Origin of the sequence: Micromonospora sp. A200, from assembly GCF_029893845.1 — a bacterium.
Taxonomy (GTDB): Bacteria; Actinomycetota; Actinomycetes; order Mycobacteriales; family Micromonosporaceae; genus Micromonospora; species Micromonospora purpureochromogenes.
Map to the genome: position 1 here is coordinate 21,997 of NZ_JARXXY010000024.1, position 26,793 is coordinate 48,789.

Annotated in this window: 11 protein-coding genes; all 11 read right to left on the bottom strand. The window is 69.5% G+C overall.

The features are described from left to right. Positions 1 to 7: 7 nt before the first annotated feature. The 11 genes from M2302_RS22375 to M2302_RS22425 all read right to left on the bottom strand — a co-directional run bounded on the left by M2302_RS22375 (position 8) and on the right by M2302_RS22425 (position 26,732). Positions 8 to 2,551, bottom strand: a complete 2,544-nt coding sequence (locus tag M2302_RS22375) for a DUF262 domain-containing protein (RefSeq protein ID WP_280839810.1) — start codon at positions 2,549 to 2,551, stop codon at positions 8 to 10. 94 nt (positions 2,552 to 2,645) lie between these two features. Beyond that, positions 2,646 to 6,371: an AAA family ATPase gene (locus tag M2302_RS22380; RefSeq protein ID WP_280839811.1), complete on the bottom strand. Its 3,726-nt coding sequence runs from the start codon at positions 6,369 to 6,371 to the stop codon at positions 2,646 to 2,648. An 87-nt stretch (positions 6,372 to 6,458) separates the two neighbouring features. After that, a complete protein-coding gene (locus M2302_RS22385) occupies positions 6,459 to 8,045 on the bottom strand; it encodes a serine/threonine-protein kinase (protein ID WP_280839866.1) in 1,587 nt (528 codons plus the stop codon). A 48-nt stretch (positions 8,046 to 8,093) separates the two neighbouring features. Next, positions 8,094 to 10,052, bottom strand: a complete 1,959-nt coding sequence (locus M2302_RS22390) for an N-6 DNA methylase (protein ID WP_280839812.1) — start codon at positions 10,050 to 10,052, stop codon at positions 8,094 to 8,096. A gap of 2 nt (positions 10,053 to 10,054) precedes the next feature. After that, the gene (gene drmC, locus M2302_RS22395) at positions 10,055 to 10,837 is read right to left on the bottom strand and encodes a DISARM system phospholipase D-like protein DrmC (RefSeq protein WP_280839813.1); all 783 of its coding nucleotides are present in this window, start codon (positions 10,835 to 10,837) and stop codon (positions 10,055 to 10,057) included. Further along, complete coding sequence (locus tag M2302_RS22400; RefSeq protein WP_280839814.1) at positions 10,834 to 12,732, bottom strand: DUF1998 domain-containing protein; 1,899 nt, start codon at positions 12,730 to 12,732, stop codon at positions 10,834 to 10,836. The genes drmC and M2302_RS22400 overlap by 4 nt, the downstream gene beginning before the upstream one ends. After that, complete coding sequence (gene drmA, locus M2302_RS22405; protein ID WP_280839815.1) at positions 12,732 to 16,568, bottom strand: DISARM system helicase DrmA; 3,837 nt, start codon at positions 16,566 to 16,568, stop codon at positions 12,732 to 12,734. Before drmA ends, M2302_RS22400 begins: the two co-directional genes overlap by 1 nt. Next, positions 16,568 to 20,632, bottom strand: coding sequence for a DNA methyltransferase (locus tag M2302_RS22410; protein WP_280839816.1), 4,065 nt, complete (start codon positions 20,630 to 20,632; stop codon positions 16,568 to 16,570). Before M2302_RS22410 ends, drmA begins: the two co-directional genes overlap by 1 nt. Further along, positions 20,629 to 23,754 carry a DISARM system SNF2-like helicase DrmD gene (gene drmD, locus M2302_RS22415; protein ID WP_280839817.1) on the bottom strand — a complete coding sequence of 1,042 codons (3,126 nt, stop codon included), beginning with the start codon at positions 23,752 to 23,754 and terminating at the stop codon, positions 20,629 to 20,631. The genes M2302_RS22410 and drmD overlap by 4 nt, the downstream gene beginning before the upstream one ends. 171 nt (positions 23,755 to 23,925) lie before the next feature. Next, positions 23,926 to 24,801 (bottom strand): hypothetical protein, encoded by an 876-nt coding sequence (locus M2302_RS22420; protein ID WP_280839818.1) that lies wholly within the window; start codon positions 24,799 to 24,801, stop codon positions 23,926 to 23,928. A 5-nt stretch (positions 24,802 to 24,806) separates the two neighbouring features. Further along, entirely contained in the window at positions 24,807 to 26,732 is a 1,926-nt protein-coding gene (locus M2302_RS22425) for an N-6 DNA methylase (RefSeq protein ID WP_280839819.1), read from the bottom strand. Positions 26,733 to 26,793: the final 61 nt, after the last annotated feature.

Genomic DNA, 26,793 nt, shown 5'->3' on the forward strand with positions numbered 1-26,793 from the left:
CCGGAGCTTAGACCATGATCAGCTCGTCCGAGACGGGCAACTGGGCCTGGTCGTAGAACCAGCGCAGGTGGTCGAGCAGAGCGTCCCGGGCGTCGGAGTCGGTGAGGACGGTCAGCGGGAAGCCCGGCCGAAGCGCGATCTTGGCGGCGGCGATGTCCACCCCCGGCAACTGGTTCAGCCGCTCGCGCAGCTCCTCCCGCACGGCGACGTCCCCGAACGGGGGCCGGACGCTCAGGTGCTGGAACACGACTTCGAACTTCCCGCTCGGGTAGATCGTCGCCGGCCAGATGTCACCGAGCTCGTGCCTGCGATCGCGGGCCATGAGGAAGCAGGAGGTTTCGCCCCTCGTGCCGTAGAGGAGCGTGCCGCCGATCGCGGTCCAGGCCTCGAGCACGACCTGGGTAGCGGTGGCGACCGCCGGTCCCTGCAGGGCGGTCAACTGCTCGAGGAAGCGTGCGGCGTAGTCGACCTCCTGGTCGACTCGCGGCCGGGGCAGGCGCTCGGGCAGATCATCCGGCGTCACCCCGGCCAGTTGCGCCAGCTCTTCGGTGCCGATCCGCTGGGCCTGGTCCGCGCGGTCGTACTGGTCGAACTGCACGCCCTCGGCGCGCAGCACGTCGCGCGGGTCGTCCGTGCGGTTGGGGTCGGACCAGCGGAAGCCCGGGGAGACCGTGCCCTCGACCTGCAGGACCCGGTGGGCGTTCGGGACAGGGTGGTTGGCGAGCCGGGCACCGACGGGCACTGGAGCGGTGCCGATGAGGGCAGCCAGGTCGCCGTATGTGGTCCATGAGCCTGCCGGCAGCTCGGCGAGGGCCTTGTTCATCACGTCCCAGGGCACCACCGACTGGTCGACAGACTGCTCCGTGGGGCCCGGCCAGAGGGAGACGATGCGCTCGGCGAGCGCATCGGCACGGGCGTGGATCTCGGGCCGGCCCCAGCGGTTCTGGGCGGCGATCTCCTGGTTGAGCATGATCCCGCTCTGGCCGAGCTGGAGGCGCTTGACCGGGAAGGAGTTGTTGCTCAGCTCCGAGTTGTAGCCGGTGAGGGTCAGGTTCCCCAACGTGTGGACCAGGGCTTCGTGCGCCTCACCGAAGTTCTCCTCTGGTCCGAGGTCAGCGGCCAGGATCTGCCGCCATTCGCTGGTGGGGGTCTGCGGCAGCACGTGCTCGATGGTCAGCGAGTCCAGCGCTACCGGCTCCTTGCTGCCGTACGACTCCTCCAGCCACCGCAGCACCAGGTTGCGCTGGTGCGGACGGCCGTTGAGGTAGTAGGGGATCGACCGGACGGAGGCCCGCACACTGTCGTCGGTGGCGTAGTACTTGCGGCCGACCGACAAGTAGGCATGCACCGCCTGGTCCACCGGCAGGTCCCGGTTCATCTCGGTAACGACGGACAGCAGGATCCGATTGATGTTCGCGGTGGCCCGACCGATCACCAGGCGGCGAACGAAGAAGCTTTCCACGTACAGCATCGCCGAGGCGACCTCGGCGGACGTCGCGGTGCCGTGCTCGCGGCGGTCCAGCAGGTGCAGCAGCAGCGGGTAGACCGTGGTCGTACCCCAGGCGCTCAGCCGCTCCAGCCGCCGCCGTACGTCCGGGTCCTGCTCCTCACCAGGATGGAGGATCACCCGGAGCAGGGCCCCGAGGCGACTGAACCGCTGTACCTCCGCCTCGATCTCCTCCTCGGACCGCAGCCGCTCAAGCCGGGTCTGCTGCGCCGCGTAAATGTCGGTCTGCTTGATCCGCGGGTCGCGGTGGACCAGGTCGAGCCAGAAGAGCAGCTCCAGCTCCGCCGACGTCAGCCGACTCTGCAGCGGCAGCCATAGGGCCCGGTAGACCGTCTCGCCCCGGGTCGGCAGCCGCATGAATAGGTAGTTGCGCAGCAGGTCGCCCTGGGTGAGCTTCAAACCGGTGTTGTTCAGCGACTCGAAGATCCGGTAGACGTTGTCCCCCGGCTGCGCGGTGACCGACACCAGTGCCAGGCCCGAGATGACGGCGCTTTCGATGCGCTCGATGTCCAGCGGGTCGTCCGGGTCGTCGGCCGCGGCGAGCTGGGTGGCGAAGAACTGATAGGCGACACCCACGGGGTCGACGCCCCCGGCCTGCGGGGTGGATTCCAGACAGGCCACGTAGGCGTCCCGGTCGGCCTGGGTGGGAACCAGCTTCCACCGGCGCTGCCCCTGCTCCCATGGGTTCGTCAGGTACTGCTGGTTGAGACGGTCGCGGTGCTTCGGGTCCTCGTGCTGCGCCCGATGGTCGCGAATGGCGCAGAGCAGGATGGTCAGGCTGGTCAGCCGCTGCTGGCCGTCGACCACCAGAAACTCGGCGAGGCCCGCCGGACCGTTCGCGGGGCTGGGCGCGAGCACGAGCGAGCCGATGAAGTGCGTGGCGCCCGGGTTGTCCAGCCGATCGTCGGCGAGCTTGCGCACGTCCTCCCACAGTCGCGTCAACTGTGCCTTCGTCCACGAGTAGGTGCGCTGATACAAGGGCACTTGATACTGCTTCGTCCCCTCCAACAGACCTTGAAGCGTGGTCTCCGCTGCCGCGACCATCCTCGACCCCCTCTACTTCGGACCGGCACCCGAGCCGGAAAGAAAACAAATCAACGTCCGACAAAGCAACCGACGTCAGCCGCAGCCCGCGGAGTCAGAGCCCGAAAACCTTCTGGGCGAGGTTCCGCCAGGCCGGGAAGTCCACCCCACCCCGATCGTCTGTCACGACCAACATGCCCTGGTCCCCGCCGCCATCCTCCGCCGGCCGGATCCCGTTGCGGGCGTACCAGTCCTTCTTGAGCTCCCACTTCGCCGCGTACCGAGGGTCGGCAAGCATGCCCAGGTGCTCCCAGACCACCTTCTCGCCCAGGTCCGTGTCGATCGTGAAATCGGGTCGAACGGTTCTGCCGTCAGCGCCGGTGAACGGGGTTTCGTAGTCGTAGGACACACCGAGCTGGTGCAGCAGATTCGCGATCAGCAGCTCGCTCTTGCTGCGGACCAGTTCACCGCGGTCGGTGCGGTGCACCAGGCCGCGGTCGACCACGGCGTCGCCGACCTGGATGGGTTCCGACGGCACGAAGAGGTTCGTCAGCCGACCGGCGGTGTCGGAGTAAACGGCGGAGCCGCGCTTGGCGACCTCGTCGAGGTCGGCCTCGTGCAACAGGATCACCTTGCCCTTCTGCCGGGTCAGGGCGGTGTAGAGCAGTTCCCGACTCAGCCCCGCAGCCTCCGCCGGCAGCACAACAACGGTGATACCGAATTCGCTGCCCTGCGACTTGTGGATGGTGATCGCCCAGGCGAGTTCGAGCATCGGCGCGCGAGCGTCGTCGGACCAGTCGTAGAAGTCGTACTTGACTCTCTCGCGGCCACTGAACTCGATCTCGGTCTTGTTCGGCGGCCAGGTGACCCACTTGGAGCGGGTCTGACCGACCACTACACCCAGCTCACCGTTGGCGACGAAGCGCTCCGCGTCCTTCGGGTAGATGCGGGACTGCTTGAACTGGTGGTTGCGGATGTTGATCACCTTGTCGCCGACAACAATGCGTTCCGGGCCGATCGGCTTGGCGTTCCGCCGCTTCGGCCCGACCGCCTGATCGAGGGCGCCAGCGCCGAAGGCGTCCTTCAGCGCACGGTTGATCTCGATGGTGCCCCAGCCCCGGCTACGGACCGGTGACAGGATCTGCCAGGCGTCGGCGCGGCCTCCCGCGCCGGGCGGAAAGTAGAGATTTCCCTTGGCGGACACCGTGCCGCCGTAGCTGCGGCCGAACGCCGTCGCCAGTTCCTCGTCGGACGCCGTCCTCATCTCCTCGACCTCCTCCCGCAGGACGGCGAGCAGGGTCGGGAACAGTTCGCCACGGCCGTACCGAACGGCGCGCAGCGTCGGCAGCTGCTCGCCCTCTCGCAGCCGCTCCCAGACCAGGTCGGCCGCCGGGGACAGCTCCCCGTCGGCGAACCAGCTGGCCAGAACCAGGTCATCGCGTTCCGTGCCGACCTGACGGCGGGGGATGGTGAGTTCGGCGTAGCCGGGCCCGCACCGTGGTGAGCGGGTGGCGATGTCGTCCGGCGCGAGTCGACGCACGATGTCGACGAAGGGACGACCGGCGCCGATCGGCGGGAGCTGCCGGGGGTCACCGACCAGCACCAGCCGCTGCACCCCGGTGACCGCGTCGAGCAATGCTGCGAGTTGCTCCTCGGTGAGCATGGACGCCTCGTCGACCACCACGGTCTTGTAGGTCTTGGACCGGGTCTGCACGTCGCCGGTCACCAGGTAGCGCTCGGTCCACGGGTCGTATCGCTTGGTCGAGATCAGGAATTGCGCCAGAGTGACCGCCGGGGCGTCGACCCGCTGCGCCAGCTGCACCCGGGCCTTGCCGGTGGGGGCGACCAGGAGCACTCCCCCGGCGGCCACCGACTCGGTGTGCCGCAGCACCTGCAACAGAGTCGTCTTTCCCGTTCCCGCCGAGCCGATGAGGACGCTGATCCTCGACGAGTAGAGCGTGTTGAGGGCCGCCACCTTCTCTGCCCGGGCACGCTCCTCGGCGTCCCGTTCGTCCGTAGAGAGGGTGTCGTCCATGGGGCCCAGCAGCGCGTCGAGACGTACCGCGAAGTCGGGTGCGCCGGCGATGGGAGCCGCCTTGAGACGGCGCTCGGTCTGATCGCGGATGACGTCCCCGACCCGGGTCAGTTCGGCGAGCTGCAGGGCCGGCGCACCGTTGGGCAGGATCACCCCGGTCAGCGGCGCATCCGTGGGCAGGCTCTGCGCGGAGAGGTGATGGGCGTCGAGGACGTCCGCCGTGACCGGGCACGGCGCACTGAGCGTCCGCTCTCGGATGCTGTTGACCACGTCGACCTGAGGTTGAAGTGTGTGCCCGACCGCCTTCGCCCGTTGCAGCTCGTCGATGATGAGGGCGCGTAACCGGCGCGCGTCGAGGCTGTCGTCCATGGCACTGGGCTTGGGCAGCGGGAACGCGGAAGCCAGGGCGGTGTCCGGGAAACATCCCCGGTCGATGACGGCGAGAGGTACGCCTTCGGGCTGGTCGCGGTCGGCCTCATACAGCCGGTACGGGTTGGCGATGATGTCGTCGTCGTGGAGCGCGGGGTCGCGTCGCTCGACGACGAAGAACCTCTCGGCCTGATCCTTGGTCAGCGAGAAGCGGCTCAGCAGTTGCAGCAGTTGCCTCCGCTCGGGCCTGAGGGCCTTCCAGGTCGTGCGCAGGGTGGGCGTCAGGTGTGTTTTCGCGGTCAGACCGAGCCGGTCCGGGTCCGCCATCGCCGCCTCGAGCGTCTGCCAGGGATCGGTACCGGAGCCAGAAGCTGCGGCGACCATGTGGGCGAACGTCACGTACTGCGGGACGCCGAGGGCGGCCAGGACGCTGGCGAGGCCGGGACGCGGCCCGCGCAGCTTCCACAGCCGGTTGAGCTGCTCCTCCAGCCAGTCGAAGCCGAGCACGCCCGCATCGTCGCCGAGGATCCGTCTGGCGGCGCGTCCCGCCGCCATCAACGCGAGCAGTCCGTCGATGGCGAGGTCGTGACTGACGTGCTCGGTGACGTAGGAGAACGCCTCCCAGCCGCCCTCCGGCGCGAAGGCCAGGGCATCGCTGATGTCGACGCCCTTCCGGTCGCGGGCCTCAAGCAGCGCCTGATACGGCAACAGGAAACCCCGCTGCTGGTCGGGGCGCAGGGAGTGCCCGATGGTGGTCTCCCACATCTGTGCCGGGAAGGGCTCCCCACCGCTGCTGCGGTAGGCCCCGGTCGGCGTGACAGCGGTGACCATCGCGGCACCGACGAGCAGCCGGCGGGAGTCGTCGGTGAGCGGACTGTGCTTGGCGTAGAAGAAGACGATGCTGCGCTCCGGCTGCACGGAGCTGAAGAAAGCGTCCAGGATCGCCCGCTGGTTGTCGCCGTGCATCGTCCACGTGGTGTCTCCCCAGCCGGTGATGGTGTCCACCCGCTCCTCCAGCTCGGGCAGCAGGCCGAGCCGGCGCTCCTCGTTCACCGCTTTGGCTCCCTCGCGGGACATCCAGCGGAAAGGCACCGCCTGGGCGGAGTACGGCGGCATCGTCTGCGCGGTGGGCTGAAACGTCGCGAAGGCCGGCGACTTCTGCGTGAAGGGGTGCGTGCGCTGGAACGGGATCACCCGGGGCGACATGAAGGTGGCCCGTTCCGCCACGCAGGGCGGAGCGTCGGCGAGGGGGAGGTCGGCGATGTCCCGCCCGGCGTTGCGCTGCTCATGGTCGTCACGGCGGTTCTGGCCGATGTTCTTGAGCAGCACGCAGGTGCCGTTGCCGTGCGGTTCGGCGCAGACCGTTCCCCTCCAGCCGCTGTCGTGCCAGGGCACGCGAATGGAGATGTGCTCGATCTGTGCCGCGGTCTCACCCATGACGCTCTCCTCAGTCGACGCCGCCCCCGGCGGCGGTCACGTGAACGGTTCGGTGCTGCGGTGCGGTTCGCCGATCGGTGGTGTGTTTTATCGAGAGTCGGGCCGGCGCAGCCCAGAGAGCAGGTCGGCAATCTCCTGAGCGCTGGGGTGGGTGGCGCTGTGCAGCCGGGTCAGGTCCGCCAGGAGGCGGGTCAGGGTCTGCTCGGCGGCGTGCCGCTGACCGGCGCCGAGCTGGAGCAGGCCGATCTGGCGGCGCAGCTCCAACGTGCGTGGGTCGTCCGCGCCGAACGCCTCGGTCTCGTCCCGCACGAGTGCTTCGAGCTGCCGCAACGCCTCGCTGGTCTCGCCGAGGAGCGCGCGGCAGGTGGCGCCCCGCAGCCGACAGTGCAGCGCGAGATCAACACGGGGACCCTGCTCCCGGGCGACATCCTGGGCGAGACTCTCGTACGCCGGGGCAGCCCGCCGGTAGTCGCCTTCTTCGAAGAGCGCGTCGGCCAGGTCGAGCCGGGCACGTACCACGTCCTCGTCGGCCCCGCCGAGGGCGGTGATCGCCGGCGCGACCGCGGCGGCGAGGACTTCCGCGGCCTGGCCGTAGCGGGACGACCCGACCAGCCGACCGGCTTCCGCCCGGGCACGCCGCAGATCCGAGCGCCCGATCCCCGACGCCTCGCCTCGCCGCCGCTGGGGCGGTGCTGGCGGCTTGACCGGCTCAGTGGTGGGCGCGGGCGGCAGGATCGGCCCGGCGGGCGGCGGCGCGGAGGCTGAGGTGAACACCCGCGCCAGCATCGAGCCGTACATCCGGGTGGGGCTCACCGTCGACACCCCATCAAGGATCCCCGGGATCGGCCCGAGACCGGTGGCGAAGGGAAGCAGACGGTCGTAGACGACCTGGGCGCTCACCGGCCGGTCCTCGGGCTTCTTCTGCAGCAGATGCAGCAGCAGTTCCTCCAGGCCGGCGGGTACGTCGTCCCGTACGCCGCGCACCGGCAGCGGCTTGTGACTGACCTGCTTGCTCCACACGTCGTAGGAGGTGGACCCGGTGAAGAGCCGCTCTCCGGTCAACATCTCGTGCAGAGTGCAACCCAGCGCGTAGAGGTCGGTGGCGGGGCCGCTGATATTGGTCTCGATCTGCTCGGGCGCCATGTAGGCCGGCGTGCCGGGCGGCAGCCCGGTGGCGGTGATCTTCGAGAAGTCGGAGAGGGTGGGCGCCGCAGCGAGTCCGAAGTCGAGCACCTTGACCGCACCGTCGGGCTGGAGCATGAGGTTGCTCGGTTTGAGGTCGCGGTGCACGAGCGAGGCCTGATGTGCGGCGGTGAGGACCGCACAGACCTGGGCGGCGATCCCGGCCGCCCAGCCGATGGGCAGCGCACCCTGCTCGGCTACCAGGTCGGCGACGCTGATCCCCTGGATGCACTGCATGACGAGGTAGGGGCGACCCTCGTGTGAACCGACGTCGTACACGGCCGGGACACCGGGGTGTTCGAGCCGGGCAGTGATCCGCGACTCGCGGACGAACCGGCGGATGTAGTCCTTGTCCTGCTCACCGTTCGGGAAGCGGATGAACTTCACCGCCACGTGCCGGTCCAGTTTGGTGTCGTGTCCCAGCCACACCTCGCCCATGCCGCCACGGCCGATGGGCAGGTCGTCCAGCTCGTACCGGCCGTTGATCAGCATCCCCACCGCGACAGCCCTTCCCGTTCTCGATCCACCAGCATGCGCAGGCTAGTCCGCCACCGTCGGGCGCAGGGTCCCGTCGCTGAGACCGACGAACCCCCGCTCGACGAGTTCCTCCCCCAGAGCCGTCGCCTCCCGCAACTGCGCCTCGAATGCCATCAACCGACGGAACGCCGCTCCGATCCGGCGCTGCTCCGACAGGGGCAGCCGGGGCAGCCGGGACCGACGGATGTCGAGGCGGCTCGCGAGGGACGAACCGCCGGAACCCGAAGCAGGCTGAGCGGCCCGCAGGAAGCCGGCCAGGAAGTACGGATCCAACTGGTCCGGGTCGACCCGGAGCAGGTAGAGCCGCGGGCCGAGCAGCGGGCCGCCTTCGGCGACGACATGGACAGCGGACGCTCGTGGTGCGAGGGGTGTCACCACGTCGCCCGCCTTCAGAGTGACCGCACCGGGTAGGGGCACGGCTGTTCCGGATGCCGGACGCCCGAGCCGTACGTCCCGGGCGGTGAGCACCGGCGCGGGTCCGTCCTCGGCCGTACCCATCTTCATCGGAGCCTGCCGGATCGTGACCGCGCCCGTTCTGACCAGGTCGCCGACTGTGGTCATCATCGGGACGTCGGGCGAAGGGATGTCGGTCAGACCTGGCAGTGTCGGCACGAGGGCATCGACCGCTTTGCTCAGCGCCGCCAGAACGGGTGGGAACGCGGACGGTGGCGTGCCGGCGGCAGCGAGGTGCCGTGCCGGCGAGAGGTCGACGTCGTCATCCAACAGGTCGATGATCGGCACTGCCCGGCTCCCGGCCGGCAGCTCGGACCCGGCGCAGAAGGCTGCCCAGGCCTGGACGGCACCTGCTGGTTCGGAGCAGGCGTCGACCATGAGCACCTCGTCGGGGCGCCGCGCTCCGTCGGGGCGCTGCATCAGCCACAGATCCGGGGCCACCGCCCCGGCCGGCCCGGTCGCCGGCAGGCAGATCACCGCGCGCAGCGCCCCGGCTCGAAGCAGGTTGCTCCTGATGCGTCGGCCCGAACGTCGGCTGGCGACCGCGCCCGGCACGAGAAGCGCGACCCGCCCCCCGGGCTTGACGTGCCGCAGGCAGTGCTGCGCCCAGGCCAGTTCCGGTTCTCCCCGGGGTGGCAGGCCGTACTCCCAGCAGGCGTCGCCGGTCAACTCGTCGTGGCCCCAGGACCGGTCTGCAAAGGGCGGGACGCACACCACCGCGTCGAACAACTCCCCGGCGTACGCATCGGATCGCAGCGAGTCCGACACGGCGACCCGGGCGTCGCCAACGTGCAGCAGGAGCTTGGCGGTGGCGATGCGGGCAGCCGTCCGGTTCGCCTCCTGACCGCGGAATTTCCGGGCCGGGCTGTCGGTAGCGGCCAACAGGAGGGTGCCGATTCCGCAGGCCGGGTCGAGAATCGTCTCCGCCTCCGACGCGACCAGTGCGACCATGAGCGAGGCGAACGCAGCGGGCGTGACGGTGTGGCGGCGGGAGTTGACCTCCAGGTAACGCTGGCAGAGGAAGTCGAAGACGGCCAGGGACCCTTCCTGGGCGGCTGCCTCGGCGGCCAGGCGGACGATGGTCACCGCATCCTGGTCCGGTGGGTCGGTGATGAGGTGCGCGAACTCCGGGACGACCGCCCGTGCGGTCTCGGCCAGCCGGTGCACCACGACGGCGTCAGGCTGATCGGCGAGGCTCTTCCAGCCGGCCGGATCCCGCTCGAGGAAGACCAGGAAGCCGCCGAGGTAACCGATCCGGTCGCCCAGTTGCAGGTCTGCGGCGCCGCGCAGCGACTGCCAGAGACGGTCGACGAGGGTGAGCTGGAACGGCTTGTCGTGGCGGCGCAGCCAGTCCTCGACCTCAGCCAGGGCGAAGAGGGGGCTCGCGGAGCTGCCGCCGACGGGCGTCGGGAAGTCGGGAAAGCGCCGCCGCCAGTTGCTGACCGCCGCGCGCCCGACGCCGGCCAGCCGGGCGATGTCGCCGGTGGCGACAGTGGAACCGTCGGACATGGTCACCGTCCCTGCCCGGACGTCTGGAGTCGGGCCAGTACCCCGCGGGTCTGCAGCTCCGCGATGTGCTCGGCCGCCCGCTGCGGTGCCGTGCCACCGCGTACCAGCAGCCCCGCCTCGATGTTGCGGTTGACGCCGGACTGGGTCAGGTTGGCGCTGGACACCAGCAGGACCCGCCGGTCGGCGACGGCGATCTTCGCGTGCATCTTGGCGTGGTCCTCGGCCCGCCGCTCGACCGGCCAGTGCCACACCTGAACGCCGGACAGGTTCGCGAAGGCGGCGGCGGGTTCCGCACCGTTCAACGCGCCGCCGGCCCCGGCGAGCGTCTCGACCACGACGGTCACGGCCACACCGCGTGCGACCGCCGCCGTCAGCGCGGCCAGCAGCGGCGGGTAGGGCTTTGCGGAGTACGTCATCAGCAGCAGCTCCGCATGAGCCTCCGCCACCAGGTCGACCAGCACCTGGGCGGTGGCGCGCACCGGCACCGGGTGGCTGCTCGGTCCGCTCCACACCGACTCGATGCGTACCGCCGCCGACCGCTGCGCATGCCCGGCGGCCAGCCCACGAAGGTAGGCCGCCGCCTGCACGCTCGGTAGCCCCGAGGCACACTGCGCGGCCAGCACCGCCCCGGCTGCCTCGGCGAAGCCGGGCACCGGGACGGCGTGCCGGACGGCCTGCTCCGGCGAGCCGTCGCCGAGGCGGTCGGCCAGCACCCGCAGGTGTCCCGGGCCGAGCCGGTGCACCGCGGCCTCGGCCGCCGCCTCGAACGCCGGGTGCCAGCTCATGGCAGTTCGGGGAAGAGCGCCAGGTCCGGCTTGTCGATCGGTACGACGAATCGCCGGTCCAGGAACCGGTTGCCGCGTTCGCAGGTCGTCTCGGAGACGAAGAGGCAGACGTGGCAGGCGGCGCCGTGCAGGAAGTCCGCCGGGTCCTGGGGCAGCCGTTCGGCGCAGAGCGGGTCCGACGAGCAGTGCATCGCGTCGGCGAGGGCCCGCCGGGTGAGCCGGACAAGCGAGTCGTGCTCGGCGAGCGACACCAGCCCGCCGAGAGTGCCTTCGGCGTCCGGCACGGCGGTGTAGATGAGGATGCCCGCGCGCTGCGGGTCGGCCTCGGTGCCGGAGTAGATCCGTTCGGAGAGACTCGCCGAGCTGTAGCCGCACTCCAGGGAGATGGTGCGGATCAGCAGGTGTGACAGGGTGTGCAGGGCGATGTAGCGCTCCCCGGGCCAGAGGTGCATCGGGTCGAACGGTCCGGCGATGCGACCGGAGTAGCGGTTCTTGCGGAACCGGGCGTACGCGTCCCGGTGTTCCTGCATGACCTCGGTGTACTCGATTCGCTGCTCCCAGGCGGCGAGCAGGTCCTCCGGCAGGCGCAGGAAGATGCCCTCTCCGCGTACCTCGCTGGCCGGCACCCAGGTCGCCGCGCCCTTGGATAGCGACGCGCGGGTGACGAGGTCGGGGTCTTCCGGGTCGGGCGAGTCGAGTCGGGTGAAGCCGACCAGTGCGCGGACTTCGCGAAGCCGTTCGGCCTGGATCACGTCGGCGTAGACGTTCTTCAGCTCGCCGGGCACACCGTCGGGGTCGCGGCGGAGGGTGAAGTCGTCCGTGGCCGGCGGCAGCTGCCCGGCGGAGAAGATCTCCCATTCCGGCGTACGCAGGTCGGGGTAGCCCTTCTCCTCCTCGTCGCTCTTGGCGCCGGTGCGGTGCCGCTCGATCGCCGCCCAAATCTCCTGGTCGCTCCACTTTTCCAGCTCGCGGAAAGCCGGTACGACCGTGCGCAGGTACGGCAGCATGTCCACGTTGGGAACACCTTCCAGGGCGGCCCAGTGCTGTTCCACCTTTGCCTGGAGTTCGCTCGCGCCGGTGCGCGGCACGGCCAGGGCGGAGAGGGTCTGCGCGAACCACTGGTTGGACGCGCCGACGACCAGGAGCTTGAGTTCGGCACCGCCGCAGCCCTTCGGGTCGAAGTCGCCCAGGTGCGGCCGACGGCCACGGCAGCGGGGAAGCTTCTCCGCGCCGCGCGGACCGAGGACCTCCTTCATGTTGCGGCGGGCACCGCAGGGCGCGCACTTGATCTCGACGTTGGCGCCCAGGTTGCCGCCGCGGTCGTCCATCTTCAGCTTCGGATGGCTGGCGTTCGGGCAGGCGCCGCCCTGGTGGACGAAGTGGGCGTACGGGAAGTCGTCGAGGTGGCCGGCGGTGCAGGCGAGCACGAACCGGGCACCCACCGCCATCGGTCTGCGCCCCGACTTCTTGCGGCTGCACACGGTGTGAAAGAAGCGGGCTTCGTGTGGCTTACGCGGCTTGGAGTTCTCGAAGCCGAAGACGTTCGAGTCGATTGGCGCCAGGTCGTCGCAGGCCGTGCAACGCAACCACCCGGGAAACGGCGTGATCGGCACCCCGACGCGGCCGGCCGGGCCGGTCGGCTCTCGGTCGGTACCGTCCAGCCACGGCGCCGGACGCAGTTCCTTGACCGAACGCAACCCCAGCGCCCGCACGGCGGCGAGCAGCCGGGGCTCCACGATCTCCTCCCACTGGGGCACAACCGAGTAGTTCCAGTCGTCGAGCCCTCGGACGAGAACGGAGAAGTTGGGCAGGTCGACGATCGAGCCGACGCCGGTGGTGAACATCAGGTGGCTGGGGCGGACGGCACCGACCCGCCGGAAGTAGTTGGCGGCCATCAGTTGCCCTTCCCGGTCAGCGTCGATTCGCCGAGCTCATCCCCGTCGGGCAGATCCTCATCCCGTTTACCGTCGGTCTGCGGGCCGAAAGACCACTCTGGCGTGCCGTACTGCGGGTTGAAGATCTCCCCACCGGCAGGCAGCACCAGGTTGATCTCGTTCTCGGTCTCCCGCATGGACTGCCCGACCGTCAGGCCGGTCCACCGCCCGCCACCGGCCACGGTCAGCAGGCCGTCCAGCTTCTGCTGCTTGAACGTCCCCTCGGAGTAGCCGAGCCGCGACGAACCGGTCTTCTTCTTGTTCCAATCGTCGCGGAGCCGGTTGATCCGCTCCTGGAGGTAGTCGCGCCCGCGCGTCCCGCTGATCGCCTCGGCGCGGGCCAGCAGCCGGCCGATCACCCGCTGCACCTCCGGGCCGTCGAGCGGCACGTCGTGGGCGTCGGTGTTGCGGGAGAAGCTGTCCTCGCCGTTGCGCACGGCCGCGACGAGGGTCGCGGTGGTGCCCCGATCCAGCGCCCGCCGGGTATACGGGGTGACCGACAGCGCCTCCACCTGACGGTAGAAGGTCGCGTGGTAGTACTCGAAGTCCTCGTAGTGAGCCAGGTCCCGCGGCCTGGTCCAGTTGTAGAGCGTGACCACCAAACCGGGCCGCTTCGCGTCGCGGCCGACCCGAGAGGAAGCCTGAATGTACTCGGCAGTGTTCTTCGGCTGCCCGGTGACGACCATCAGGCCGAAGCGGGACACGTCGACGCCGACCTGGAGCATCGAGGTGGCGAGCACCGCGTCGACCGGCACCCGGTTCTCGTCCTGCCGTTGGTAGAAGCTCTGGGTGACCGGGTGCAGGGACAGCTTCGGGTTCGACGCGGTCTTGGCCTTGAACGCGTCCCGCATGTCCTCCAGCACGGCCCGCCGTCGGGCAGAGGTGTCGAGCTCCGGGTCGAAGCCGTTCTCCAGCCGCTTGAGCACCTCGCTGATGTCGGCGGAGGAGACCCGGGAGGTGAGTTCCTGCACGTTGAGCATCTGCGTGCCGGCGATCCGGTCGGAGAGGCCCTTGCGCCGGCCGTGGCTGCGGACGCGGGTGGTGACCTGGTCGTCGAGGAGACGGCGCATGCCGGCCAGTTCACGGGTGGCGCTGAAGTAGCCGACGGTGGTCATGTACGGGTCGGCCGGCTGCCCGTACGTGTCGAAGAGAGTCTGCCCGGCGATGAGCAGGATCTCCGAGACGCGGATCTCCGCCGACTTCATCCGGACCCCGTGCGCGCAGACGCCCAGGTAGCGGCGGCCGGGGTTCTGCACGGTGACCGGTACCTGCCGGCTGAAGAACGTGTCAGTGATGTCGATGACCGGCGGCGGGAAGACGGCGAGCTGTCGGCCGAAGACGCCGAGCACCTGCTCCCGGGCCCGCTTGGTGGTCGCCGTGGACGCCACGATCTTCGGCCCGGCCTCGCGGCCGCCCGGCAGCGACCAGGTACAGAGCTGATCGACGGCCGCCTCGAACAGGCCGACGATGGTGCCGAGCGCACCGGAGATGAGGTGCAACTCGTCCTGGATGATCAGGTCCGGCGGGCGCAGCCGGACGACCGGCTCACTGGTGACCGCCGGCAGCTTTCCCTTCTTGTTGTGCCGAGCCCCGCAGCCGGTCTTCGCGTCGAGGTCGTCGTGCCGGTAGCCGTGCCGGGGGCAGCGCTCCCGGACCCGGCCGAAGAGCATCCCGGCGAAGCCCCGCCAGGGCAGCTGGGCGAGCTTGTCGACGGTGGCGATGACCAGGCTCGGGGCGTACCGGTAGATCTCCTCGTCGATGGTGAGGATCGGCAGGCCCTCGGCGGAGCGGGTCCGGGAGAACGGGCAGGCATCCGCGCCTTCGGCCTCCGGGCAGAAGACCAGGACCCGCCGCTCGTCCTCGCGGACGGTCAGGTCACGCTCGGCGCGCAGCTTCGACCCGCACCACGGGCAGCTCAACGTCTGCAGGACGTTGGTGAACTTGCCGTTGCCGACCTCGCGCGCCTCCGCGATCTGCTCGGAGGCTTCGGTGAACCAGTTCGGCGACACCCCGCCACCGACCCAGAGCCCGATCCGGAACGGCTCCGCACCCCAGGTGCGCTCCGCCAGCCTACGCAGCACCTCGGCGGCGCAGACCAGGGCAGCGGCCCGCTGGAACTGCTGCGCGGTGAGCAGCCGCAGCGTGTACCGCATCAGCACGGCCACACCGCCCGCGCCGCTACGGGCGTCCGCACCGGCACCGACCACGCCCTGGAGACGGCGGATCGCGAAGGTGAAGGCGGTCAGCCCGAGGTAGGCCTCCGTCTTGCCACCACCGGTGGGGAAGAAGAGCAGATCGACGGTGGCGTCCCGGTCGGCGGCGCGCTCCGGATGCGCCGGGTCGGTGATCGACGGCAGATTCAGCAGTACGAACGCGAGCTGGAACGGGCGCCAGGAGGCGGCCGCGGCGCCGCGCGCCTCGATGGCAGCTCTGGCCTTCGCGTACGACAGGCCCTGCTCCTCGCGGAGCCGGGCTACCTCGCTGTGTCGACGTTGCAGCGCCATCGCCTCGTTGGCGAAGCGGAAAGCGGCGATGGCGTCGGCGTGCTTCTCGGTCTCCGGATCGGTGAGCAGCGCGATGCCGGCACGGATCCGCTCGGCCGCTCGACGCGCGTTGAAGACGGCAGTCACGGCGGCGGGGCGCAGCGGCTCCGGCAGGCCAGGAATCTTGGCCTCCTCGTCGTCCAGCCAGTCCTCGTACCCGTCGGCCAGTGGTGCGAGCCGGGTGCGGAGCCGGTCGATGTCGGCGGTGGCGAGGGCGTCCATGGACAGTTCCACGCCCGCCAGGCCGCTGTCCGCGCCGACCTGGGCGACGGTCGCCGGCACGTTGTGGGTGGGCAGCCAGGTGGTGGCAAGCCGGTACGCGCAGCGCTCGCCCTCGCGCACCGACGGGTGAACGGCGACGTTGCGGCCGGAGGCATAGCGGCGCTGCGACCGGTAGAGCAGCCGCAGGTGCGTCTCCTCCAAGTCGTCACCGACGCCGTGCACCCCGTCCAGCGGGTCGTCGATCGGCAGGAAGACGGCGGCGGCGCCGTCCAGCGCGCTCACCATGAGGGCGGCCTGGAACAACCAGGCCGTGTCACCGTTGCTGGTCGCCTCCAGCTGGGTATTGATCAGGGCGAGCTGCACGACCCGACTGCCGTCGCGCGGCCGGACCTCGACGGCCAGGTGCACGCCCGGATCGTCCTCGTCCGGCACCGTCAGCGGCATCCGGTAGGACGACTCGCTGTCGAGGCGGACCTCCTTCCGATACGACAGCGGCTCGCGGTACCAGACCCGGCGCTTCTTGCCCTTCTCGTCCTCAGACTCGCGCAGGTCGTAGCGGCCCCAGTCGGCGGTCACGGTGAGGACGTCGACGTCGCCGGGGACGGCGAACGACAGGCCCATGGACGAGGCCCACATCTTGCCCAGGTTCTGCGGGGTGACGACCTCAGGAAGCTCGGCCTCCGCGCCGTCACCCTGGACGGCGGCGTCCACGTCCGCCACCTCGGCCGCCTCGCGGCGGTCGGAGCGCGGGCGCTGCTTCGGGCCGAGCATCCCGACGAGGTACCGCTCGCGCGGGCCCATCGCACCAGGGCGGAACTCCTCGCGCTCGCCGTCCCACGGGCCGAGCAGATCCCGCCCGATCAGCTCCTCCAGCTCGTCGCGGACCTGGTAGGAAGACACGTTGGGGAACGTCTGCGGCACGTCCAACGGCGGGATCAATACCGACTGATCGGCGTCATTGGAGCCCGAGATGGAGAGTATCTGCTGCTCGCCACGGGGATGCGGGAAGAGACCGCCCTGTACGTCGACCATCAGAACAACGTCCCTTCGGCGACTGTCGCCTTGCGGCTGATTTTCTTGTCGTGCAGCCCCTTGGCCCTTTCCTCGGCGTAGCGCTGATGGTTGAGTTCGAGCAGGCGATCGAGAATTTCCCGCTGCACCGCTGGGCCGACGGTGTATCGACTCTCACCATTGAGCTGGTGAAAGCCGTGAGCCAGCCCCCTCTCCAAGAGTTCGCTCCAGCCATACGCGCGGCATACCGCTTCGTCAATCCTGAGATGCACTTCCCGGAGTGCTCGGATATCCGAACTCTGGCCGTCCTCCCTGTTGAAGAGGTTGTAGATGTCAGTCATTCCATTGCGCCTGTCGAGCATGATATCTCTTCGCAAATTATCCAACCGCTCGCCCATCTGGTGCAGTTCGGCCGTGAAGGGCGGCAGGGGCAGGGGATCAAAAACACTAGACGGCGTATATCGGATTCGAGTCTCAAGGCTCGAAGCCCGATCTAGCATCCAGAGAAAGTGGGGAGCGCTGGAAAGGAAGGCCAGCAGCGCAAACTCATCGGAGGCCTCGCGCGGGACAAAGATAATGACACCTTCGCTGAACACTTGGTCGGCAGAGACTCGGACCGGTAGAGCAATTTTGCTGTGCCGCGTTATGACGAGAGCATTCTGCCGGTTACGAAGGGCCGAGCGCAGGCCGGGCCTACCGTTCCAGAACTTCCACCACTCATGAACCATGCGCGGGTACTTCTTAGCGTCTTTGCCGAGCCGGAACGGAAGTACTCGCTCCTTTACAAGGCGGTAGGCAGAAACGAAATTCTGCGCCTGCAACTCAGTCATTTCGCCGAAGTCGACGATGTACCGACTGGCTTTTACGCCAGGATTGTCGGTTACGTCGGCGCCGCCAAGGAATGACCGAATCACCTTCCCGCTTTCGGAGAACCTGAGTACGTTCGCCTCTTGCTCGGATAGAATGAAGCCGTCGCCCATATGACTGACGCCATTGAACGCGATCCCCGCGTTTGCCGCAAGCGAAAAGGGCTTCGCGTAGCTAGTTGCCGGCCTGAGTGACCCATCAATCACTTGCACTACACGGCCGTCGAAGGTCCGCGACCCACGCAACTCAATACCCTCAGCCCTAACGGCGGTGTAGTTAACTACGGTCAAGTTCGCGCCCTTCGCTGGCCAAGCGAAGCTGGAAGCTGCCTGAATAATCGTCAGAGGACCACCAACGTCGTGAAAGGCCACTTTACCTGTCGCACCCTCCGCCAGCGAGTTTGTCGCGACGAAGCCATTTAGGCCCATACGACGCAGCAACGCCACCGCTCGGCGCACGAAGTAGGCAACGATGTCAGTATTAGTTCCTCGGCGGCCACCAGCAACGACTTGGACGAGGTACTCTCGGTACGCGTCACCGAGAGCGGGCGAGATCTTAACACCGCCCAGGAACGGCGGGTTCCCCACAACAGCATGGAAGCCCCCGTCTACAAACACCTCCGGAAACATCAAGGGCCAGTGGAGGGGGCTGCGGTGAAAGCCACCCGAGACGCTATCTTTTGCCAGCCAAGTGGCCCGGTGCTCAATACCGTTGCCCTCAATGTGGCCGTCGGTAATATCGTTAGCAAGCTTCGCCGCCTCAACGGAGCCGCCGTTGAGACCTCGATCCCCCTTGCCGGCGTACGCGAGCGCCGCACCAACCGCCAAATCGGCGAAGAATCGAAGCTGCTCAGTCTTACGTGTGGAGGTCTTGAGGAGTTCGCGCTTCTTGGCCAGCGCCGCCATCGGGTCATCACCCAGCTCTACCTGAGCGATCTTGCGCCGGTCTTCGGCGACCTCCTTGACGAGCGACCGGATGCCGGACGTCCAGTCGAAAATGCTGTCCTCGTGGAGCTTCTGACCCAGTGTCGGGTCCATGTGCATGGTTTCGAGCTGATCCAACGAGGTGATGCCGAGCAGGGAGTCGCCGGCGACCAGGCGGTCGTCGAGGAAGGTGAAGGGACGCTGTGGATCCATGGAGACCAGCCATAGCGACAGCTTCGCCATCTCCACGGCCATCGGATTGATATCCACGCCGTAGAGGCAGTGCTCGATGATCTGGCGCCGCGCCTCGACGATTAGCGGGTCATCGTCGGCGTCTACGGGCCGATCGACGGCGCGCTGCTGGTAGCCGAGCGCCCGCTCGTCGCCCTCCCGCATCCAGGCCCCTACCAGGTGCTTGGCGAGGTAGCGAGCGGCGGCGACCAGGAAAGCCGCCGAGCCCATCGCGATGTCCGCGACCTTGAGCGACAAGATTTGCTCGCTGGTCTTTGGTTTCCACCGATCCTTGTCCGCCGTCTGCAGGGGTCCGGGCTCGTAGAGCAGCGGCTTCAGGGCGCCCTCGACCACCTTCTCCGCGAGCTTCCTCGGGGTGTAATGGGTGCCGCTGTTCTTGCGGAGCGCCGACTCGGTGACGAAGAGCGCGCCGGGCAGGATCACCACTGGCAGCCCGCGCAGGTCCTCACGGACGACCCCAACGAAGGGCAGCAGCCGCTCAGAGAGCGGGTAGTCGCCGCCGGTGACGGCGAGCAGCTTCTTGCGAGCCTCTTCGCGTTCCACCCCGTCGAGCGGTGCCAGCCGCTTGGTCAGCGCCGCGACCGAGCCGATCTTCGAGTCCTTGTACTTCTCCGCGAGCACCTTGGCCAGCGCCGGCACGTCATCAACCTGCCACGCAACGGCCTCCAGGTCGGCGAGCCGGACCTCCTCCTCCAGCCCCTCCTTGCCGATCAGCCCGACCGTCACGTCCTCGGCGCGGAAGCCCTCGAAGGAGAGCAGGCCCTCGTAGACGTACCCGATCTGCTCCACGTCGAGGGCGCGAAAGCTGAGCGTTCGGCGCTCCCGGGACCGGCCGGTGCCGATCTCGACGTACTGCACGGCACGGAGCATGTGCAGCACGGTTCGGTCGTCGATGGTCAGCGGCAGCCACGGGGTGGCTTCCGGGTCGAAGAGCGACCCGTCGTGGCCGTGCATGGTGAGCCGGGGGTGGTCCACGCCGCGGTAGACGGCGTTGAACAGGGCGAGCAGCCGGTGCCAGGCGGCGGAGCTGTGCTCCAGGTCCTCCTCGCTGCCCTCGATGACTCGCTGCTCCATCTCGGCGCAGAGCCGCCCCGCCGAGTACGCCTTCACGTACAGCTCGTTGTCGGCGGGGAGCAGCTTGCGCTCCTCGGCGAAGAGCAGGAAGACGATCCGCATCATCACGGAGACAGCGCCCCGGTAGACCTCGTGCGCGTCGACGTCCTGGAGGCCGCGCCCGCCGAGTTCCCGGTCCCGGACGTCGGTGCGGCCCATCGCGGCCACCAGGAGTTCGACGGCTTGGCGGACCTGCACGCCGAGCGCCTCGGTAATCTCCTCCTGGCTGCCGAGGCTGGCCCGCAGCAGCGGCACCGGCCGCTCGGCGTCAGGGACGCCGAAGAACCGGTGCCGGGACAGCAGCGAGACGAACGCGCGGACCACGTCGCGCTCGGCCGCCTCGGGCCAGGCCACGGCGTCGAAGACGGCGGTGGTGGTGACGCCGCCGCGCGGCGCCCAGACCAGCGTCCACCAGCGTCCGTCAGTGACCAGACCCAGCTCGATGTTGTGGTGCCGGCACAGGTGGGCGAGCCGGTCGACCGGGGTCGCCGCCCACGCGGAATCACGAATCCGGGCGGTCGGCTGGCTGCCGGCCGGGCAGATCATCCCCAGCATCCGTACGCTGTCGGGCTTGATCTCCTCGCCCGGCTCGACGAGCGCGAACGACGGGCGCAGCTCGGTGTCGTGCTCGGCGACGGTGTGCCCGAGCCCGTCGAGCCCGTCGGTGTGCAGGGTGTCGCCCCAGCCGAGCAGCTCACGCAGCACGTACCCGATCCAGGGCTGCTGGCCCGCGTTGATGTCGGCCTGCCAGGTGGCGTGCTCCTGGCGCAGCCGCTCGCGGGTCTTCTTGTCGAGCGCGTCCAGGCTCGGCCAGGTGGCGCGGAGCACCGGCAGGCTCAGGAACGGGCCGCTGACCTCGACCAGGCTCAGCCAGTTGCGATGCTGCTCGGCGCCGTCGGGCGCGGCGGGACGTCGGAAGGTACGGCTCATCGGATGGCCTCCCGCTTCGGCACGACGAAGACCACGGCCACCGGGAACCGGTGCGGCTTCGGGTCTCGGTAGCGGGCGGCGACGGCCGCGAGTTCGCGGTCGCGCTCGACTTCCAGGGCCGACAAGCGTTCCTCCCAGGATTGACGATCCTTGCGGTACTGCGCCAGTTCTTCCTTGCTCTTCGCGGCGACCGCGACGCTGAACAGCGCGTCCTCGGCGTCGTCGTCGGCGAGCGCGCCGCGCAGGGTGGCGGCGAACTGGTCAAGGTTGTCGACGATGCGCTGCTGCTCAGCTGCCTGCCGCTGGTCGAGCTTGCGCTCCAGTGCCTCGCGGCGGGTGGCGGCACGCCAGTCGATGGCGGAGAGCAGGCCGTCGGCGACCCGCGGCCAGCGCTCGGCGAGCCGGGCCTCAACCAGGCCGGAGGCCGCGCTGCCGGTGGTGAGCGCCCGGTCGAGGATGCCGCCGAGGGTGCCGAGGTTCTCCAGCCGGCGGAACCGACCGTGCTCGGGCGCCCAGCCGCCGGCGTAGAGCACCTCCTCGTGCAGCCGCACGCCGTCGGCGCCGACCAGCACGAACCGGGAGTACGCCCCGACCAGCACGTCCTCCAGCGCCGGGTCGTCGCTGACCACGGCGGTGACCCGGTGCAGCCCGATGTCCGGGTTGGAGACGGCGGCGCGCAGCAGCCGGGTCGACATGGCGACCAGCGGGTGGTTCAGGTGGGCGAGCACGATCTCGTCCTGGTCCTTGGCAACCGTCGAGTCGAAGGTGACCGGCAGTTGTCGGGGCGGCTCGTCGTCGCGCTGCAGTTTCGCGGTCAGCCCGGCGGCGGCCCGCTGCCAGGAACCGGTCAGCGGCGGGACGGTGTAGAGGCCGTCGACCAGGTGCCGGTCGTCGATGTGCCGCTTCAGCGGCTGCTGACGGGCCAGTTCGAGCGCCGTGTCGACGACCCGCTTGACCGCCGGCGGCGTGATGCCCAGCTCCTCGACGGTCTTGTCCAACTCCGCCCGGAGCCGGACGACCTGCTCGCGCAGGTTGGCCTCGGTCGGCAGGCTGCGGGTGCTCTTGGCCTTGCCCGCCTTGTCGATGTCCACGGTGACCTGCTCGCCGAGCATCCGGCGCTGCACGGCCTCGGCAAGCACGGCGTTGACCGAACCAAGGTCGGCCTCCATCCGGGCCACCTTGGTGGCGACCCGGGACAGGAACTCCAGGTCCGCCTCGTAGGAGTCGACGGCCTTGCCGAAGCCGCTGCCCACGAAGTGCTTGATCTCGGGGGCGGTCGTCTGGCCGTACCGGTCGACCCGACCGATCCGCTGCTCCAGCTTGTTGGGGTTGAACGGGATGTCGTAGTTGACCAGCCGGTGGCAGTACTTCTGCAGGTCGATGCCCTCACTGGCGGCGTCGGTGGCGAGCAGGATGCGCACCGGCTGCTTCGTCGGGTCAGCCTGGAAAGCCAGCCGCAGCTGCTCCCGCTCCTCGGCGGGCGTACCGCCGTGCAGCAGCACGAGCCCCTGCCCGGCCAGGCCCTCCTGGCGGAGTAGCTCGGCCAGCCAGATCTGGGTGTCGCGGTATTCCGTGAAGACCACGACGCGCTCGTTGGTCCAGTGCCGGCCATCCGGCTTGCAGACCGCGCCGAGGTAGGTGATTAGCTCACGGGCCTTGGCGTCCGGCAGCGCCTCCTTCGCCTCGGCCCACTGGTACATCTTCTCCAGCAGGGCCATCTCGTCGGCGGTGGCGTCGGGCTGCATGGCCCGGGTCCGGCCGAGCGCGTCGTCCTCGGCCTCGGCGAGCTGATCGTCGGCATAGGTGGCGACGTCGTCGAAGAAGTCCTCCATCCACTCCGGCACGTCGTCATCGGCCGGCAGGACGGCGGGCGCCTTGCGGCTGCGCAGGGTCTCCAGGTAGACGCCGACGGTGTGCGCGAACGCGGCGGGGCTGGAGAAGAGCCGCTTCTTGAGCAGCAGCGTGACCAGGTCGGTCGCCTTGCGTCCGCGCTGCGAGTGCAGCCGCTTGCGTCGCAGCTCGGCGAACTCGGTGAGCAGGGCGTGTATCTGCCGCTCGCTCTCCGGGTAGGTGACCGGGATCGCGGTGGCGACCCGTTCCACGAAGCGGGGCTTTCCGTCGGCGTCCGTGACGTCGCGCTTGAGCCGCCGGACGACCGTGTCCCGCACCGCGGACTGGTCCGGCTCGACACCCCGGGCGAACCGCTGGTTGTCGAGGATCTCCAGCAGGGCGGTGAACGACGCCTGGTAGCCGTTGTGCGGGGTGGCGGAGAGGAATAGCCGGTGGGTGAAGTGCGGCGCCAGCCGCCGGATCAGCTTGGTCTGCTGCGAGTCGACCGCGTAGACCTGCTTGGGGGCGGCCGGGGCGACGTGGTGCGCCTCGTCGAGGATCAAGAGGTCGAAGGTGCGCGGGTAGGTGGGGCCGTCGGCGGGAAGCACCTCGTCGAGCAGGCGCTGCGCCTTCTGCCCGCGCAGCCAGGGCAGGCTGATGATGCTCAGCGGGTAGACCTCGAACGGGTTCGCCGCTGAGCCGTGGGTACGGCGGACCGTGGCGCAGCGTTCGGCGTCGATGATGGTGAAGTCGAGGCCGAACTTTTCCGCCATCTCGTCGCGCCACTTGAGGGTCAGACCGGCCGGGCAGATGATCATGATGCGCCGGGCCCGCTGGCGCAGCAGCAGCTCCTGGGCGACCAGGCCGGCTTCGATGGTCTTGCCCAGGCCGACGTCGTCGGCGAGCAGCAGGTTGACCCGGGGTGCGTCGACCGCGCGGGCCACCGGCTCCAGTTGGTAGTCCTCGATCGCGACTCCGGAGCGGAACGGGGACTGCAACGTCTTCACGTCGGCGGAGGTGACCGCCGACCAGCGCACGGCGTCGAGGAAGGCGGCCAGCCGCTGCGGCGAGTCGAACTTTCCCTCGATGACGTCGGGCAGCGAGCCGCTGGGCAGCACCTGGCGCCCCGGTTCGACCTCCCAGATGACGTCCAGGTGGTGGCCGTAGCGGCCGTCCTCGACGCTCTGCAGGCTGACCAGGCTGCTGTGCTCGCCCTCCTGCACGTCGCTGACCACCCAGCGCTGGCCGCGTACCGCGACCAGATTGCCGATTTCCGGCTTTGCCGTCGTCACGCTCGGCATTCATCCCCCATTTTTGGTTCGCCCCACTCGAAGCCGATCCGCACGGTACGCCTGTGCTGACAGCGCCGGAGTCCGCCAAAAGGTTTGTTTGTTCACTTCACAGCGCGGCCACGGGCAGCAAGACGAGCATCTCGCCGACGTCCCGTCAATCGGACCGCTCAGTCATGTACGCGACACTGTTCCACCGAGGGCCTCTCGGGGATCGCACTGGAAGAGCAGTAGCTCCATCAGTTCGGTCGTCCACCGCTCCCCCGGCTCCGACAGTTGCGCCGTCGCTCGGCAAATGAACGCGCGGTAGACCTGGTAGCGGTACGCCGACCAGCGCGGCCCCCGCCAGAGCCACCGGGCGGCCTGGCCGCCCACCGCGTACTCTTCGCCCGCACGCCGTTCCCAGAACCACTGCATGCGCCGCGCCAGCCGCGCGTCCAGGATCAGGGCCGGATAGCGCCCGCCGCCGGCCCGGCTGGCGAAGTAGAGAAACTTGGTGAAGAACGCCGGCCCGAGGGCGGGGATGTGCCCGTCCTTCAGCAGCCACCGGTAGGCGGCTTCGGCGCTCTGACGGTCGAGGACGTTGACGGCGGCGGCCAGTCGGCTCCCGATCTCCACCGTCGGCAGCGCCCGGATCCTCCGACTGCCGTGGAAGACCCAGGACAGCCGGGTCGGGCCGATGCTGCGGGTTCCCCAGCCCCAGGCGAACGAGGTGACCAGGAGCGGCAGCCAGTCACCTCTTTCGCGGCACTGCCGCGCCACGCCCGTGACGTCGCCTCGGCTCACCAAGAGCGGCTGATCGCTCCCGGCAACGCGCAGATCATCACCGAACCGTTCCCAGTTCGTCGCTATGACAAGGATGCGATGGGCGTCCACCAGCCTCTCGGCCTCGCCCGGGGTGCCGCCGTGCCCGGCTTCCCATACCCGGCGCTGGCGCACGAGCCAGTCGCGCTCGTCACGTCGTAGCCCCTCGTTCACCACTCCCGCGTCGTAGGCCGAGGCGTCCTCGGGAAGCTTTATCGCTTCGACACATGGGTCGGTCACTGACACCTCGCTCACTTCGCGCCGCCCTTGGGTCGGAGAGTGCCTCCGGCCAGGCCGTCTGCCGCGAGGCGTACCAGCTCCGCGCCGAGTGACCCGACCTCGCTGAGCGCCGACTCGAAGGCGAGGAGGCGCCGGAACTCCTCTCCGTGGGCGCGTTGCTCGTCGAGCGACAGCCGCCGGATCTGCGCCCGCCGGACGTCGATCCGGGTACCTGACAGGCTGGTCGCCTGCTTGTCGTTGGCGGAACTGCGTAGTTGCCCGGCCAGGAACCACGGGTCCAACGCGGCGGGGTTGGGACGGAGTAGGTAGAGGCCACTCCCCAGGAACATCCCCTCCGTCGTGACGACCCGGGAGGTCAGCCGGCGTGCGGCCACCGGTACGACCACGTCGCCGACCGCCAGCGGTACGCGTTCCGGCAGCCTGCCGTCGTCGCGCCCGGATGCCTCGACCCCTTCGACGACGTCCCGCCCGGTGAGCACGAGACCCTCGCCGCCCGTGGCCGCTTGGTCGGGCTGCTCCACGCCGGCCACGGTGCGGACCGGACCGATGAGTTGCAGGGCGCCGGTGCGGGCAAGCTCGGCAATCGTCAGGGTGTCGGACGCTGGTGCACCGTCCGCCGCCGATGCGACCTGCGGCATCAACGCTGGCAGCTTCCCCACGACCGAGCTGAGCTGCTCTCTCGTACGTACCAGATACTCTCCCGTGGCCTCGCCCCCGACGGCGGGCTGCCGACGCGCGGGGGTGAGGTCCACCTCCTCGTCGAGCAGTTCGATGACTGGGACCGAGCGGGCGAAGCCGGCCTCCTCGACCTCGGCGTCCGGGGCGGCGGCGAAGGCCTGCCATGCGGTCAGCACTCGCGGCGCGGTCTCGGCCAGGTCGCCGCCAGCGGCGTCGACCAGCAGCGCCCGCGCCGGCGGCGGCGCGTCGGCCGCAGCCCGCCGCAGCACCCACAGGTGCAGCGGTACCCCGTGCGGCGCGGCCACCCCCGCTGGAAGCGCGATGACGGCGCGCAGGTGACCCCGGCGTAGCAGCTCGCCGCGGATCCTTTTGCCGGCCCGCCGGCTGGCCACCGTGGGCGGCATCAGCAGTACGGCGTGTCCGCCGACCCGCAGGCGGGCGAGCGCGTGCTGCACCCAGGCCAGCTCCGGTTCGGTACGTGGCGTGGTGCCGACGATCCACCGGGGATCGTGACCAAGTTCCTCGTCGCCCCAGTTGGTGGCACCGAACGGTGGATGGCAGACGACCGCGTCGAAGGCGCGTCCAGCAAAGGCGTCCGCCCGCAGCGAGTCCCCGGCGACGAGCTCACCCGGCACCTCGCGTAGGGCCAGCCAGAGTCGGGCGAGCGTGGCGAGGTCCTCGTCGAACTCCTGCCCGTACGCAGAGGTGCAGCCGGCGCGTACGGCGGCCCGCAGGATGGCGCCGGAGCCGGCGGCGGGGTCGAGGACGGAGCCGCCGCCGACGTCGGCGAGCCCGACCATGAGGTCGGCCAGGTCGTCGGGGGTGGCGAACGGGCGGCCCGGGCCTGGTGCGGAGAACCGTTGCCACAACTCGTCGAACGCGCCCTGCGGGCCCAGCTCGTCAGCCAGTGCGTCGACGTCGGGCAACAGTGGCGCCAGGTGCGGGTCGGCCCGGCGGGGACGGCCACCGCGCTGGTGGGCCAGCAGCAGGGCACCGACGGCGGCGAGGCCGGCGGCCGGGGATTCGCTGGCTGCCGCGAGGTGCCGCCAGAGCCGGTCGGCCGTGGCGAGTTCGGGGAGCTTGCCCTGCGCGCGCAGCCACTGCTCGACCTGGATCAGGTCGAACTCAGGGCTGGCGGCGGTGCCGCCCACCGGGGCGGGGAAGTCGGCGTGCCGTTTGCGCCAGTTGCTGACCGCGGCCCGACCGACCCCGGCGAGCCGGGCGATCTCCGCTGCCGTGATGGTCGGGGTCTCCTGCACCTCCGAAGTGTGTCACACCTGTCAAGCATGCTGCTTGTTGACAGTGTTCACGGATGATGCT